Source organism: Xanthobacter aminoxidans (assembly GCF_043193615.1).
In the GTDB taxonomy this organism is placed as follows: Bacteria; Pseudomonadota; Alphaproteobacteria; order Rhizobiales; family Xanthobacteraceae; genus Xanthobacter; species Xanthobacter aminoxidans.
The window spans coordinates 331709-345530 of sequence record NZ_JBAFUS010000001.1; the positions used below are offsets into that span (position 1 = coordinate 331709).

Here is a 13822-nt window from a genome sequence, read left to right on the forward strand (position 1 = left end):
GCCATATCGCCCTGTCGGTAGGCGGGCGCCGTGGAATCCCCCGAAGATCGAGGTGCCGTATGCGGCCCTCGCGCCTCCTAGGATCGACCGCCGCGTTTAGCGCTGGCCGATCCTGCGAGCGTCTCGGCCGTTTTCAATAGAAACGTAACTGCTTCCGCCTTTGGGTTGGCGATAAGCGGCGAGCTGATCCTGAGCATTGGCCACGCGCGCGGCTTCCCTCAGTTCCTTGGTCACGACGCGCTTCCCTACGGGGAAGAGCGAAATGCCTGCGAGCTTGATGTCTTGGAGCCCAAGCGGGATGCCTATGATGGTGATGAACATGAGAACCGCATGCGCCAAGTGCGCAACGGCCAGCACGAGCCCGAGTGGCAGCCAGATAATATTCGCTATGAGCCGGAATGCCTTCAGGCCAGCGCTGCTCTGCCCGGTCAGCTCAGCATGAGACACAACATCACGACCGAAGGGCGCGAGGCTGAGAAGTCCGATTTCCCAGCATGCCCGTGTCCAAGGAAGGCCGATAATCGAAACGGCCATGATGGCGGCTGCGAGCCACCACATCAGGGCAAGTGCCCAGCCACCGAGCAAAAACCAAAGAACATTCGCACCAGTGCGCATTTCCAGCCCCCCCAACCGTAGGCTGCACATTAGATCGGGATTGGAGTGGCTGTCGATCGTTCTGGATTTTCGTCGCGACATAAATGACAGCTGCGCTCGCAGCGATTTCACGAGGGGTGCGAATTTGTCTCCGGATGTTTTCGGATAGGAAAATTTCCGACTCGGGAGCTTTTGGGGCTCAGTTGCGTGGGTGAAGCAGGAGCCCGCACGGCGCGCCCGGTTTTTGCCCCCCACCCCCTCCCGCGCGTTCCCGCGTGCGATGGCCCCCGGGGGTGGGGGTACCTCGCCGGCGGGCCCAGTGCCGAGCCGGAACAAGGGTGCCTGGTCGGCTGGCCTGCCATCGCCGGAGAAACACGCGGGAAAACGTGCGAGCCTATGCAAATAAAGGACTTGCGAGCCTTTGCGGCGCGTGTATCGTAATCATCAACGAAGGACGATGTTTGCGATACAGGGACCGGAACAATGGCTGATGGACGGTTCGTCTCCTATTTGAGGGTGTCCACCGACCGGCAAGGCAGGTCGGGGCTTGGCCTTGAGGCCCAGCGCCAGGCCGTCGCCGACTTCCTGAACGGTGGCCGCTGGAAGCTGCTGGCCGAGGTGGTGGAGGTCGAGAGCGGGAAGCGTGACGATCGGCCGGAACTGGCGCGGGCGTTGGCGTTGTGCAAGGCGAAGCGGGCGACGCTGGTGGTCGCGAAGCTCGACCGTCTCGCTCGCGATGCCCACTTCCTGCTGGGCCTCCAAAAGGCCGGCGTGGAGTTCGTCGCCTGCGACCTGCCCTCAGCGAACCGGCTCACCATCGGCATCTTGGCGATGGTGGCCGAGGAGGAGCGCCGCATGATCGGTGCCCGGACGAAGGCAGCGCTGGCCGCTGCAAAGGCACGCGGCGTCAAGCTCGGCGGGGATCGCGGCTATGTTGGCCGGGCGGAGGATCTGGCGAAGGCTCGCGAGGCGCGCCAGCAGAACGCCGACGAGCGTGCACGAGCCCTGGCCCCGATCCTCTCTCGCCTCGATCCCGACGGCAGCCTGTCCCTCCGCGCCGTCGCCGCAGCGCTGGAAGCCGAGGGTGTCCCGACCGTCACCGGCGCCGACGGCTGGACCGCCGCCGGCGTCGCCCGGCTCCGGAAGCGCCTGGCTGCGGGCTGAGCCCGGCGCGGCATCGCCGACCGCCCACCCGCACCTCTCCCTGATGATCCGCCGCACTGCTCTGCGTCCCGGGCACTTCCTGCCGGCGCACGGAGGATGGCGCTCACGCCTCGCGCCGGCTCGGAGGACGGGCGGTCGGTGCACGGTCAGAAGAGGGTGCCGGACGCGTCGCGCGGCGAACCTACCTGATCCGCACCCCATCCATCCCTCCATCTTCCTCGGTAGGCTTCAACAATCCACACCTTATCCCCGGACATTCTGGTGAAGGGTGCCGTATGGAGAGCCTTTCCATCTCTGGCTCTTGATGTGACTGATCTATCTCTCGGTAAGATCGATAAGAAAGTAAGAAGCGAGGATTTTCATATTAATTATCAGGTAGTTGGTTGTTCTCTGTTTCTTATCGGGGGACAGAGGCGCTCGACGGGAGGCGCACTTATCGCGCTTCTGGTGCCCGAATAAGAAACGCGCTGAAGCCAAGTAATTGATTTTAATGCGGAAAACGAAGATATCTTATTTCTTATCGTTCTTACTGCGCTCTGGGCCCACGAGGTCGGCACGCGCGGTGTGGGCGTAGAAGCCCCGGCGCGGCCTCACCACCAGCCCCTCCTTCCCCAGCTTGAGCAACATCTGGTCCACAGAGTTGCGCTTGCGATTGACCGCAATGGCGATCTCGGCCGGCGTCATCAACTCGGAGGCATCCTGCAGCACATTCAGGATCTCTTCCTGCTCTTTCGACCGCCGGACCTCATGGACTTCACCCTGAACCTTCCATCGACACATCATCTTGTCGAAGATCACCGAGGATTCGACCTCTTCCATATCTCTGCCTCGGCCATAAAGGGTCGTTCCTGCGGCGTCGCGATCCAGAATAAGAACGCTATCAGCGGCGCCGGAAAGGCCGAGCGTGCCAGACACCTTCTCGAACGGATCTGCCTCGCCCGCGCCTTTGCGAAGATGGAGAACAATGATGACGGTGATGCCAAGCTCGGCCGATAATTCCTGCAGAACCTTCACTGCAGCATAGTCAGCTTCATATGGGGACTCGTGTCGGCCTCGTGGCGGACGGACCATGTTCAGCACATCGACGATGACTAGGCGGGCATCCGAGTTGGCCTGAACCCAACTCCGGATTTCCGCCACACCTCCTTCGTTGGTTCGTGGCCAAACCGTCGAATAGTGCAGACGCGCCGGAGCATCCTCACCAGCGAACAACAACTTGCGCAAACGGCGCTGGAGACGTCGCTCATTGTCCTCGAGCGCGAGATAGAGGACGCTACCCGATGCACATTCGATGCCCCCGAGGCAGGTCCCCCCGGAGGCCACGCCAATGCCGATCTCTGTCACAAGCCAGGATTTCCCGATCTTTGGCCGACCTGCGAGCAGGACGCAGCCTTCGGAGATGTAACCCGGCACCAGCTCTTTCGGAGGAGGAAACTCCTTCGCCATCAACGCCGCCGCGCTGATGATCGATGGGCGACTGGGAGCTTGGCCCGAGGCCCCATTTTTTGCGGGAGGCCTGCCATAGTCACGTGTACGGCGCTCCGCGGTCGCGCGTTGCAGCCGTTCCCGCCGATCCAGTTCGTCAGCCTCGTCGAGCGACACGTCGTGGGTCACGCGGCCCCCCGGTGAATAGAGGAAGCCGGGACGCGGATTCGGCTTGTCGGAAACGCCCGGCCCATGAGCCGGTGGAGCTCGCGAGCGTGGGCCAGATCCTCGGCCAGCAAGTTGCCCAGCGCAGCGGCCAGCCGGGCACCGGCGCGGCGCTCGTCAAGCACGACGACGCCGCAGCAGCCAGCGCGGAGCCAGGAAAGCGGGTGCCGGTGAACGCGGAGCGGCCGCCCACCGTAGAACGATGCCAGATTGTCAATCTGATCGGCTCCGAGCAAATCGGTGCGGCCCGCCGCCGTCGCGAACTCGGACGGCCGATCGTTGGGCCACGCGACGTGATCAACGATCCAGCGTTCGCCGTGCTCGATCTCCAGCGCTTCGACAACCACGGCCAGATCACCCGCCGGATCCAAGTGGAAACGCCGGGGCGGCGGGGAGAACGCGCACCGAGCCAAGGTCAGTGAACCGGCGAATGTCTCGACGAGCCGTAGGTCGAGCGCCTCATGGGCGATGAAGTCGCGAAGCTGCTCGAAATCGTCAGCCGCGGCCCCGCCGACACCACAGCCGGCGAGGATGAGGTCTCCGAGGTCTCGAGCAATCGCGCGGTCGGGATGGGCGGCCGTCATGCCTGCCCTCCCTGGGTCCGCCAGGCTGCACAGAGCCGGTTGAACTCGCGAAGGGACAGGAGACCAACGTAGTCGCGAAAGCGCTCCACGAAGGGCTCGTCATCCAAGGTGCTGGCAGGAAGAAGCTGGACTGCTCCGCCACGAACGCAGGCCAGGGCGTGCTCACCAAGTTCCCGATCGCATAGCTTCGGCGCGCGCTCGTTTCCATGAAGGCATAGCCCAAGCAGCCACACCGCGGAATTGCGGGCGTAGCGGCTCGCCAGCTCGGCGTGGTCGGCGAATTCCGGCGGGGCGATCATGACCCGCCTCCCGTCCGGTCGACCACGAGCCAGCCGGCCCTCTGGTATTGCAGGGCGAGCCATTGAAGATCGCGAAGCGAAAAGGAATCTGCGACGACGGCAGTCTCGCCGCTCTCGTTCGTCGCCTCGAGCCAATACAGGCGGCGACCGCGGATACCGGCGTCGGGACCAGCCACGATCCCGCTATCCAGCACCAGTCGCGGTCGGACGGGCCGGCGCGGAGGCGCAGTGCGTTGAGACAGGGAAGTGGAAGATGGAAGCTCCTGGTCGCCGTTCGCCCGAACCGCATTCCCAAGAGCCCCGCGCCGATCCCACCCCGGCGCGGGGTTTTTCGTTGCGGCCATCGCTCAAGCCGCCCGGCCGGCGTCCGAGGTGGAGGAGCGCTTTCGGCTGTCCAGCCACCTCCCAAGATCGCCTGGGTCATAGACGACCCTTTTGCCAATCTTGGCGAACATCGGGCCGCCGCCGGTGAGGCGGAGCTTGTTGAGGGTGCTCACGCTCACCCCCGCGACCTTAGCCGCCTCCTCGACCTGAAGCATTCGGCGAAGCTCTGCCGACATCTTGCAACCTCCTCACACCGCCAACAATTGGCGGACAGTGAGGAAATCGTGGACGCTAGAGCGCCAAACTTCCACGGACACAAATGAGCTACTTAGGTTCCTTTTGTCGGCGCAGCTTCGCACGCGCTATCGCCTTCTCGATGCCTTCATGGGAAAGGTGGCGGAGTTTCAAAGGCTTGCAGCAGGCACTGTTGAACTCCCAGCGACCTCCGGCCATCTTCCCGTCGTGCGCAGCCAGGAAGATGTCATCGAATTTCGCACGGAGGTCGGCTTGCTGATCCAATGGACGGCCGCGTAGCTCTCTGGCGACAGGCAGGTTGTCCAGAGCAACATTGTTGTCAATTTGAAACTTGATAAGCGATTTATGTAGATCGAACGTAGAAAAATGCAGCTTTTTCTCATATATAGATTTGCTACACTCCCTTTTCTCCAATAATTCAACTTGAACTTCCTGCGGTAGGCTTCGAAAGTGGTCTTCTTGTCTCTGTGATCGAGGAGCCGAAGGCGGCGCGAGATGACGATGAGCCTCGGTTGAAAGAGCAGCTATTGCCGCATCCAGCTCGCGCACGGCGGCTCGAAGTCGGATGAGTTCTCCCGCTGGATCTGATTTTGCAGGTAAATGTCGCTTTGTTTTTTGTTTCAACAAAAATATTCGCGCTAAATATACTATATCAAAAGCGGCATTAATCCTCTTATTTTTTGGAACGTTAGATATAATACATCCGAAGTCTAGGGGAGAATATGGCCACGGAAATCGTTCGTAGAATGACTCACGGCTTATGAGTTTGTCGATCGCATAGGCGGGAACGGTGTCGATAGCCATTCGATCGAACGGCGCGAACCAATCTCTGTGTTCGTCGGTGCCATCTTCCGGCGGAGGTAGGGGCACGGCCCCTTCAAAGCGCGTTCGACGCTTCATTTTTGGTGAGGCGTTGACTTGTGGAGCCTCATTACGACCCTCATCGACAACGTCGATTTTAACTCGCGACTGCGTCCTTCGCGATGGCTCGCTGTCCACCGCGCCGATGAGGCGCCGTCGCTCCCACGTTGGGATTTGCTTCGGCCGCTTTGCCCTTGGCATCGGTCAGGCTCCGCCGTCGCGATTGGATATTTTACTGGCGGGTTCGCCCATCGCTGCAGCGATCGCCCGCCCGATCTGATCCGACGCCCTGCGGAGCGGGTCCGCGTCGAGGTGCGCATAGCGCTGGGTGGTGGAAGCCTGCGTATGGCCGAGCAGCTTTCCGATTACCGGCAGGCCCAGGCCTGCGCCGGCTCCGATCGAAGCATGGGTGTGGCGGAGGTCATGGAGGCGAACCGTTGGCCGCTCTGTGAGCTTTGGCTTCCCCTTGGCATCAAGGTCAGGCTCACCATTTGCGGTCAGAACGGGCGTCATCTCGAAAAAGCCGGCCCGGCGGGACACGAGCGCCCAAGGACGCTGCAAGTCCGCTCGCGGCTTCTCCCCGGCGGTGCCGGCCGACGCGCCTGCGATCACAAAGGCGCCGGCACGAGGCAGTTCGGTGAGCAACGCCATTGCTGGGCCATTCAGGACGATGGTTTTCTTTCCCGTCTTGCTGTCGGGCAAAAAGAGCAGGCCTCGTTCCAGGTCGACGTGATCCCACCGGAGGTGCAGAATTTCCCGGAGGCGACCACCCGTGAGCAGCAGCAGCCGAAGTGCCGCTGCGGCGTAGGGATCGATCTGCGTGCGACGGTTCTCAACCTTCGGCGCATGCTTCGACTTCTTGGTCGGATCCGGATCCCACGGGATGCCCACCGTCTCCGCCTCTCGGATCGCATCGCCCAGGCGGGAAAGTTGCTCCGTGCTCAAAAAGGCTTCTCGCCGTTCCTCGCGGAACTTGTTGATGCCTTGGCAGGGATTGTGGCCTTTCGGAACGATGCGCTCACGTTGGGCCCACGTGAACACGGCTGATAATGCCGCCACGGCTCGGTTTGCCGCCACGGGAGCCTTTGCACCGATGCGGCGATGCATGAGCGCGACGTCAGGTTCGCTGACCTGCTCCGCTTTCCTCGTGCCCAGAGCCGGAAGGATATGGTTCCGGAGGAGTTCAGCGTAGCCGTCCGCCGTCCGAGGCTTCTTTTTCGGCTTGGCTTCCTCTTCCAGGAAGCGCTCGGCCATTTCGTCAACTGTAGGCGCCGCCCTCTTTGCGGCTCGCTCTCCGGCGGGATCCCCTCCCCGCCTAACGTCGGCCAACGCGTCACGGGCCATGGTTCTCGCCTGATCCGGCGTCAACTCTCCATAAGTCCCGAGCTTGATCCTCCGTTTGGAAACGCCCCGTCCTCCACCACCTGGGCGATATTCGAGGACGAAGGTCTTCAACCCGGTCGGAGTAACCCTCACGCCGAAGCCTTTGAGATCTGAATCGAAGAAGACGCGGTCGCGATCTACCTCCGGCAGCTGATCAATCACCCGCTTCGTCAGCCGCACCGCCTGCGCCATCGTTGTCGCCCCTCCTCTTCACGAGTCGCCACCGAGTCGCCACCGAAAACGAAAACCCGAGGACACGATAGGAAAGACCGTATCGGTCAAATGGCCGATTTTCAATGTGTTTGGGATACTGTAGGAAAGATCGGGAGCCTCAGGGCCAGCCGGATTACCCGTCTGTGGAACCGGAGGTCGGTGGTTCGAGCCCACCCACCTGTACCATCGCAAGCCCATCCAGATGACGGCGTGAAGGACGGATGCCCGTGCGGGCGTCCGAGGTCATGCGGCGGCGCGATGACAGATGAAGCCATTGACTGACGCCAGGGAACCAAAGCGTTGCCTTGGGCGTCCTCCTCGCGGCTCTCTGCCGGCCAAACCCACAGGGGAAGGACATGCGCTTCGCCGTGCGATCAAGCCTCGACTACGAGGTGAAGTCTCCAACCGTGTTTATCCTGAATGTCGAAGCTGCCGCGCTGCACCGCCAGCGCATCATCGTCGAAAGCCTCAACCTCAATCCGAACTTCCCCATCGAGCGCTTCGCCGATGACGAGGGCGGAAGCCGGTTTATCCGCGTGAATGCGGAGCCCGGCCCGTTCCATGTCGACTATCACGGCATTGTCGAAATGGACATGATCGAGAAGGCGCCGGAGACCATTCCCGAAATGCCGGTCGGCGAACTGCCGCTCGACATCATGCACTATCTCTACCCGAGCCGGTTCTGCCAGTCGGACCTGCTCGGCCGCTTCGCGCGCCGCGAGTTCGGCGAGCTGGAGCCGGGCCACACCCGCGTCACCGCCATCTGCAACTGGATCCATGATCACGTCGACTATGTGAGCGGCTCCAGCGATTCCCAGACATCGGCCTATGACACGATGGTGCTGCGCGCGGGCGTGTGCCGGGATTTCGCGCATCTCGGCATCACCTTCTGTCGCGCCCTCAACATCCCCGCGCGCTTCGCCAGCGGCTATGCTTGGCAGCTCGATCCGCCGGATTTCCACGCGGTGTTCGAGGCGTATCTGGGGGGCGAGTGGTATCTGTTCGATCCGACGCGCCAGTCGGCCCTGCAGGGTCTCGTGCGCATCGGCGTTGGTCGTGATGCGTCAGACGCCGCCTTTTCGACCATGTATGGCGAGGCCGAGTTCAAGGGCATGTCGGTGAGCATCGACGCCATCGACGAAAGCGCCGCGGACAAAGAACCCACGACGCAGGCCGTCGCCGTCGGATAACGTCTCGATAGGCTCGCCCCTCGCGACATGGTCAGTCCGACGCCGCACGGGTCTTCACTCCGGGACGGCGCGCGACCGCAATGGGCGTGGTGAAGTCTGCCGCGAAGAAAGCTGTTGCGTGAAATGTATGCTTGATCCTACATTCATATAAAGCCGGCCTGAAGCACGCTTCGGACGGGTTCCAGCGCCAATGTTCGCGCCAGGGTTACGCCCCATGTCCGAGACGTTGACCAGCGTTGCTGCACTGGACGCCGAAGGGCCTTTCCCGCCCCTCGATCGCGCCTCCCCTTTGCCGCTCTACGCCCAGATCAAGCAGCGGCTCATCGGCCTGATCCTCAAGTGGGACCAGGGCGACCGGCGCTTCTTTTCGGATGAGCAGCTCTGCGCCATGTTCTCGGTCAGCCGGGACACCGCGCGGCAGGCGGTGGCGGAGCTGGTGCAGGAGGGCCTGCTCACCCGCAGCCGCGGCCTCGGCACGTTCGTCTCCGTGCGCAAGCTGGAAGAGCGCTTCAATCCGGGCATGGATTTCCTGAACCAGTGGGCCGCCACCGGCATGCCCATGCAGGCGACCGTGCTGGCCTTCGAGCGCATCGCGGCGGACGAGACCATCGCCGCGAGCCTTGAGACCGAAGTCGGCGCGCCGGTCCTATTCATCAAGCGCCTGCGTGCGGCGGCGCGCGTGCCGCTCGCCATCGACTATCGCTATCTGCCGGCCGACCTCACCGCCGACTGGACGGAAGAGGCGGTGCATGGCTCGCCGCTCCACCGCCTGTGGCAGAGCGTCGATCTCAAGGCGGGCGACTTCACCATCGAGGCCGGCGTCGCCGGGCCGGAGGAGGTGGAGTATCTGCACCTCTCCAAGGGCGCGCCGGTGCTGATCCGCACCCTGAGCTATCGCGACGCCACCGGGCGCCTCGCTTTGTCCGGCCACACGGTGCATCGCGCCGATCTCGTGCGCTATTCGCTGAGCGTTCCCCTTTCGCGCGACGGCGCGCCGCCGGCCGAAATGGACCGCAGCGGCGTCCACGACGACTGACCGCCGCGCCTGCCGCCGTTTCCGCTCCGGGCATGGCGTCCGGGGCACCGTGAACAAGGCGCGAATAAGCGCCCTTCCAGAGGAGGCCAGAAGTGCAGTTCGGACGACGCAGCTTCCTGAAGATGGTGCCCGCCGCCGCCCTCGCGGCAACCGGCACCGGGACCGTGGCAGGCCTCTGGAGCAGCGCCGCCCGCGCCGCCGAGCCGCTGCGCGTGGGCTCCATCCTTTCCGTGACCGGGCCGGCGGCCTTCCTCGGCGAGGACATGAAGGCGGGCCTCGAACTCGCGGTGGACGAGTTCAATGCCGCCGGCGGCATGGGCGGCCGCAAGATCGAGTGGACCTATTACGACGCCGAGAGCCAGACCCAGAAGGGCATCACTGCCACGCGCCGGCTCATCAGCCAGGACAAGGTGGAAGTGATCCTGAGCGGCGGCAACATGAGCGGCATCGCCCTCGCGATGGCGCCCATCACCAACGCCGCCAAGGTACCCTTCATCTCGTCGGAGGGCGCGCTCGCCATCGTCACGCCGGTGGCGGAGCGCCAGTATGTGTTCAAGAGCACGGTGGACGACGGCGACGTGCTGGAGCGCATCGCCGACTATCTCGACAAGAAGAAGATCAAGAAGGTGGCGCTCATCGCCGATACGTCGGGCTTCGGCCAGGGCGCGGTGGGGCAGATGAAGATCGTCGGGCCGAAGCGCGGCCTCGACGTGATGTACGAATCCTTCGCCCCCTCCGACACCGACATGATGCCCCAGTTGACCCGCATCCGCGATGCCGGCGCGGAGGCCATCATCTGCTGGACGGTGACGCCCGCCGGCGTCGTCTTCCTCAAGCAGGCGCAGCAATTGGGCCTCGACAAGAAGACGCTGATCCACAGCTACGGCTTCGTCTCGGCGGACTACATGAAGCTCGCCGGCGACGCCGCGAACACGCTCCTCCTCGCCAGCCTCAAGCTGCCCGTGGGCGACCAGCTGCCGGACAGCGATCCGCTCAAGGCCGGCATCCTCAAGCTGATGAAGGCCTATGAGGCCCGCTTCAAGCGTCCCGCCAGCATCTATGCGGCGGAATCCTACGACGCGGCGCTGCTCGCCCGCGAGGCGCTGAAGAAGGTGGGAGGCGATGTCTCCAAGCTCACCCAGGGCATGGAGCAGATCAAGGATTTCCCCGGCATCTCCGGCGTCTTCACCTTCTCGGCGGAGCGCCATTCGGGGCTCTCGAAGCAGGACATCGTGCTGGTCAACTGGCGGGACGGCCGCTTCAACCTCGCCGACTACGCCTGACGGGAAACACCAACGGGAGGAAACAGCCATGGCCCTTTCGCGAGACATGTCCGCCGAGCAGGCGTTCGAGGTGGTCCAGACGCTGCTGGACGCCCCCGAGGACCGCTTTCCGCTGACCTTCAATTCCGACCTGCCGCGCATCCGCGAGCTGTTCCACGCGGCGACGCGGAACCAGTGGGACCCCAAGACCGACGTGGACTGGGACCAGCTCGATCCGTCCAAGTACACGGAAGAGCAGCGCTACGCCGCGCGGCTCTACTGGAGCCGGCGGGCGTGGAGCGAGTACGGCGCCATCTCCGAAAGCCCGGCGCTGCAGGTGCGCTTCGGGGTGGAGAACCGCCCCTCCGACATGCAGCTCTTCTTCACCATCCGCTCGCAGGAGGAGGCGCGCCACGCCGAGGCCTGCCACGCCATGGCCGAGAAGCTGGGCGGCTATATCGAGAAGCCGGTGCAGCAGCTGTTCGAGGGCTCGGTCTCCACCCACGGCGTGCGCCGCGCCGCGCTCAACGCAGACGTGCCGCTGGAAGGCATCATCGCCGCCCTCGTCTGCACGGCGGAGGAGATCGCCTTCGACGTGTTCAAGCACCTGAACGACGTCACCCATGATCCCGTCGCCAAGCAGATCGTGCGCTACATCATGCGCGACGAGAGCCGGCACTGCGCCTTCGGCTGGTATTTCCTCGAAGCCATCTGCGAGCAGCTCACCCCCGAGCAGAAGAAGATGATCGAGGATGCGGTCATCACCATGATGGAGAAGGTGGAGCTGAACGGCTACCACAGCGCGTGGCTGGCGCCGGAAAACCCGGCCTCCAACGCCGAGGTGGAAGCCGATCGCATCACCTACGAGGCGGGCCTCGGCTCCACCGTGGAAGAGGTGGAGAAGCCGGTGTTCATCGCCACCGTGCAGCGCATCCGCGACCAGATGCGCGCCCTCGGCATCGAGCTGCCCCCGTTCACGCATCCCAAGCTCGGGACCATCTGACATGCCGCTCCACGCCACGCGGGCCGAGCCCTCCCTGCCGCCGGTGCGGCTGCTGGTCGAGCGGCGCTTTCCGCTCGAGATGAACGTTACGCTGCCGGACATCCGCGCCCTCTACGACACGGGCAAGGCCGGCCGCTGGAACCCGCACCGCGACGTGGACTGGAGCGCGCTCAAGCCGGAGAGCTATCCGGACGCGGTGCGCACCGCCGCCCGCCGCACCTGGAGCCGGCGGGTCTGGACCGAAGCCACCGGCCTCACCGAGACCCCCGCCCTCATCGTGCGCTTCTGCATGGAAGTGGGGCGGGAGATCGATCCGAAATTCTATCTCACCACCCGCAACACCGAAGAGGCGTGGCACGTCGAGTGCTACGACCGGATCGCGGAGGGCTTCGGCGGTCGCCTCGCCCGCCCCGCGGCCAAGGCCTATGAGGCGGTGTTCAATCGCCACCTGCATCGGCGGGTGATGGATGCGGGCCAGTTGCTCGATGCCTATGTGGCGGCCCATGCCGCCTTCGAGGATGGGCTGGAACTGGAACTGGCCAAGGCCTGGCGCGCGGCGGCGACCAACCCGGCCGTGCAGTCCGTGCTCGACCATGTCATCGCCGACAAGGAGCGCCACGCCGCCTTCGGCTGGCTCTATCTCGCCGCGAAGGCGGAGGGCTGGAGCAAGGAGGCGCGCGAGACCATCGCCACCGAGCTGTCCGACTATGTGCGGGACGTGGTGCTGAAGGGCTATCACTGCCCCTGGCTCGCACCGGAGCACGCCGCGGCCGAGGCGGAAGCCGACGCGATCACCGCCGAGGCCGGCCTCGGCGGCGCGCCGCGCGGGGCGGAGGAGGATGCGCTCGCCACTTTCGCCGGCAACGCCCGTGCCCGCCTCGCGGAACTCGGGGTGATGGTGCCCCTGTTCGAGACCAACCGCATGCGCAGTTTCTGATCCCTCGGACGTCTCGTTCCGAGGAAACGGGCGGGCCTTGTGCCTGACCCGGACCTGTCCCGGCCGTCCGCGCCCATCGGGGGGAAGCCCTGATCCTTCCGGAGCGCGGCGGCCGGGATCTTCATCCCCTCCCCGGAGGGATAGTCACCCAGAGAGCTGCCAAAGGCCGCCCTTCACAGCCATGCAGACCACAACCGCCCTCCTCCAGGTCCTGTCATCCGGCATCGGCACGGGCGCCGTCTATGCGCTGGTGGCGCTCGGCTTCAACGTGGTCTTCAAGAGCACGGGCGCGATGAATTTCGCGCAAGGCGAATGGGTGGTGATGGGCGGCATGGTCACGGCCCTCCTCATCGGCACCTTTTCCAGCGTCGGTCTCGCGGTGGTGGCGGCGGTGGTGCTGGTGGGCGTGGTGGGCCTCCTCTCCGAGCGGCTCACGGTGCAGCCGCTGAAGAAGCCGGATGCCCTCGTCATCACCCTCGTCACCATCGGCCTCTCCATCGTCAGCCGCAGCCTCGTGATGCTGGTGCTGGGCAAGAAGCCGGTGGGCTATGCCGGCTTCTCCGGCAACACCGCGCTCTCCTTCGGCGGGGTGAGCATCCAGAGCCAGACGCTGTGGATCATCGCCATCACCCTCGCCTTCCTCGTGGTGATGCACGCCTTCTTCGAGCGCACCATCCTCGGCAAGGCGCTGCGCGCGGCGGCGGCGGACCGGGAGGCGGCGGCCATCGTGGGCGTGAATGTGGGAAGCACCGTGCTGCTCTCCTTCGGCATCGCGGCGCTGGCGGGAGCGCTCGCCGGGGCCATCGTCACGCCCCTCACCCTCGCTTCCTACGACCAGGGCGCCATATTCGGCTTCAAGGGCTTCAGCGCCGCCATGCTGGGCGGGCTCGGCAGCCTGCCGGGCGCCGTGGTGGGTGGGCTGGCGCTGGGGCTCCTGGAGGCGTTCGGCAGCTTCTACATCTCGTCCGATTTCAAGGATGCCATCGCATTTGCCGTGCTGCTGCTCATCCTGTTCGTGCGCCCCTCCGGCCTGCTCGGCCGGGCCGACATCGTGAAGGTGTGAGGCC

14 protein-coding genes and 1 pseudogene are annotated in these 13822 nt (G+C 64.4%); 7 read left to right on the forward strand and 8 right to left on the reverse strand.

What is annotated here, in order from left to right; translation table 11 throughout:
• Positions 1–96: 96 nt before the first annotated feature.
• A complete protein-coding gene (locus V5F74_RS01515) occupies positions 97–447 on the reverse strand; it encodes a YccF domain-containing protein (RefSeq protein ID WP_394007451.1) in 351 nt (116 codons plus the stop codon).
• 18 nt (positions 448–465) lie between these two features.
• Positions 466–591, reverse strand: a pseudogene (locus V5F74_RS01520) (YccF domain-containing protein); the annotation flags it as partial.
• 486 nt (positions 592–1077) lie between these two features.
• Here V5F74_RS01520 and V5F74_RS01525 point away from each other — a divergent pair.
• Positions 1078–1758 carry a recombinase family protein gene (locus V5F74_RS01525; protein WP_394005863.1) on the forward strand — a complete coding sequence of 227 codons (681 nt, stop codon included), beginning with the start codon at positions 1078–1080 and terminating at the stop codon, positions 1756–1758.
• 510 nt (positions 1759–2268) lie between these two features.
• On the opposite strand, the gene V5F74_RS01530 is transcribed toward V5F74_RS01525, so the two are convergent.
• The 6 genes from V5F74_RS01530 to V5F74_RS01555 all read right to left on the reverse strand — a co-directional run bounded on the left by V5F74_RS01530 (position 2269) and on the right by V5F74_RS01555 (position 7306).
• Positions 2269–3372: an AAA family ATPase gene (locus V5F74_RS01530; RefSeq protein ID WP_394005865.1), complete on the reverse strand. Its 1104-nt coding sequence runs from the start codon at positions 3370–3372 to the stop codon at positions 2269–2271.
• Entirely contained in the window at positions 3369–3992 is a 624-nt protein-coding gene (locus V5F74_RS01535) for a hypothetical protein (RefSeq protein WP_394005866.1), read from the reverse strand. Before V5F74_RS01535 ends, V5F74_RS01530 begins: the two co-directional genes overlap by 4 nt.
• The gene (locus tag V5F74_RS01540; protein WP_394005868.1) at positions 3989–4291 is read right to left on the reverse strand and encodes a hypothetical protein; all 303 of its coding nucleotides are present in this window, start codon (positions 4289–4291) and stop codon (positions 3989–3991) included. Before V5F74_RS01540 ends, V5F74_RS01535 begins: the two co-directional genes overlap by 4 nt.
• A gap of 347 nt (positions 4292–4638) precedes the next feature.
• Positions 4639–4851 carry a helix-turn-helix transcriptional regulator gene (locus V5F74_RS01545; protein WP_394005870.1) on the reverse strand — a complete coding sequence of 71 codons (213 nt, stop codon included), beginning with the start codon at positions 4849–4851 and terminating at the stop codon, positions 4639–4641.
• A gap of 88 nt (positions 4852–4939) precedes the next feature.
• Entirely contained in the window at positions 4940–5932 is a 993-nt protein-coding gene (locus tag V5F74_RS01550; protein WP_394005872.1) for a hypothetical protein, read from the reverse strand.
• A gap of 3 nt (positions 5933–5935) precedes the next feature.
• On the reverse strand, positions 5936–7306 hold the full coding sequence (locus V5F74_RS01555) for a tyrosine-type recombinase/integrase (protein ID WP_394005874.1): 1371 nt from the start codon (positions 7304–7306) through the stop codon (positions 5936–5938).
• A 377-nt stretch (positions 7307–7683) separates the two neighbouring features.
• On the opposite strand from V5F74_RS01555, the gene V5F74_RS01560 reads away from it, so the two are divergent.
• From V5F74_RS01560 to V5F74_RS01585, 6 genes are all read left to right on the forward strand, one after another.
• Positions 7684–8517: a transglutaminase-like domain-containing protein gene (locus V5F74_RS01560; RefSeq protein WP_029558254.1), complete on the forward strand. Its 834-nt coding sequence runs from the start codon at positions 7684–7686 to the stop codon at positions 8515–8517.
• Between the two features lie 214 nt (positions 8518–8731).
• Positions 8732–9553 (forward strand): GntR family transcriptional regulator, encoded by an 822-nt coding sequence (locus V5F74_RS01565; protein ID WP_081762645.1) that lies wholly within the window; start codon positions 8732–8734, stop codon positions 9551–9553.
• A 92-nt stretch (positions 9554–9645) separates the two neighbouring features.
• Complete coding sequence (locus V5F74_RS01570; protein WP_051679210.1) at positions 9646–10836, forward strand: ABC transporter substrate-binding protein; 1191 nt, start codon at positions 9646–9648, stop codon at positions 10834–10836.
• A gap of 28 nt (positions 10837–10864) precedes the next feature.
• Positions 10865–11818, forward strand: a complete 954-nt coding sequence (locus V5F74_RS01575; protein ID WP_394005877.1) for a hypothetical protein — start codon at positions 10865–10867, stop codon at positions 11816–11818.
• Position 11819: 1 nt separating this feature from the next.
• Entirely contained in the window at positions 11820–12755 is a 936-nt protein-coding gene (locus V5F74_RS01580) for a hypothetical protein (RefSeq protein ID WP_394005879.1), read from the forward strand.
• A 181-nt stretch (positions 12756–12936) separates the two neighbouring features.
• Positions 12937–13818 carry a branched-chain amino acid ABC transporter permease gene (locus tag V5F74_RS01585; RefSeq protein WP_394005881.1) on the forward strand — a complete coding sequence of 294 codons (882 nt, stop codon included), beginning with the start codon at positions 12937–12939 and terminating at the stop codon, positions 13816–13818.
• Positions 13819–13822 lie beyond the last annotated feature (4 nt).

Excerpts from the sequence above, each read along its gene's own strand:
- V5F74_RS01585 (WP_394005881.1), top strand. The coding sequence starts at position 12,937 with ATGCAGACCACAACCGCCCTCCTCCAGGTCCTGTCATCCGGCATCGGC.
- V5F74_RS01545 (WP_394005870.1), bottom strand. The coding sequence starts at position 4,851 with ATGTCGGCAGAGCTTCGCCGAATGCTTCAGGTCGAGGAGGCGGCTAAG.
- V5F74_RS01560 (WP_029558254.1), top strand. The coding sequence starts at position 7,684 with ATGCGCTTCGCCGTGCGATCAAGCCTCGACTACGAGGTGAAGTCTCCA.
- V5F74_RS01550 (WP_394005872.1), bottom strand. The coding sequence starts at position 5,932 with ATGCCAAGGGCAAAGCGGCCGAAGCAAATCCCAACGTGGGAGCGACGG.
- V5F74_RS01565 (WP_081762645.1), top strand. The coding sequence starts at position 8,732 with ATGTCCGAGACGTTGACCAGCGTTGCTGCACTGGACGCCGAAGGGCCT.
- V5F74_RS01525 (WP_394005863.1), top strand. The coding sequence starts at position 1,078 with ATGGCTGATGGACGGTTCGTCTCCTATTTGAGGGTGTCCACCGACCGG.
- V5F74_RS01535 (WP_394005866.1), bottom strand. The coding sequence starts at position 3,992 with ATGACGGCCGCCCATCCCGACCGCGCGATTGCTCGAGACCTCGGAGAC.
- V5F74_RS01540 (WP_394005868.1), bottom strand. The coding sequence starts at position 4,291 with ATGATCGCCCCGCCGGAATTCGCCGACCACGCCGAGCTGGCGAGCCGC.
- V5F74_RS01575 (WP_394005877.1), top strand. The coding sequence starts at position 10,865 with ATGGCCCTTTCGCGAGACATGTCCGCCGAGCAGGCGTTCGAGGTGGTC.
- V5F74_RS01555 (WP_394005874.1), bottom strand. The coding sequence starts at position 7,306 with ATGGCGCAGGCGGTGCGGCTGACGAAGCGGGTGATTGATCAGCTGCCG.
- V5F74_RS01580 (WP_394005879.1), top strand. The coding sequence starts at position 11,820 with ATGCCGCTCCACGCCACGCGGGCCGAGCCCTCCCTGCCGCCGGTGCGG.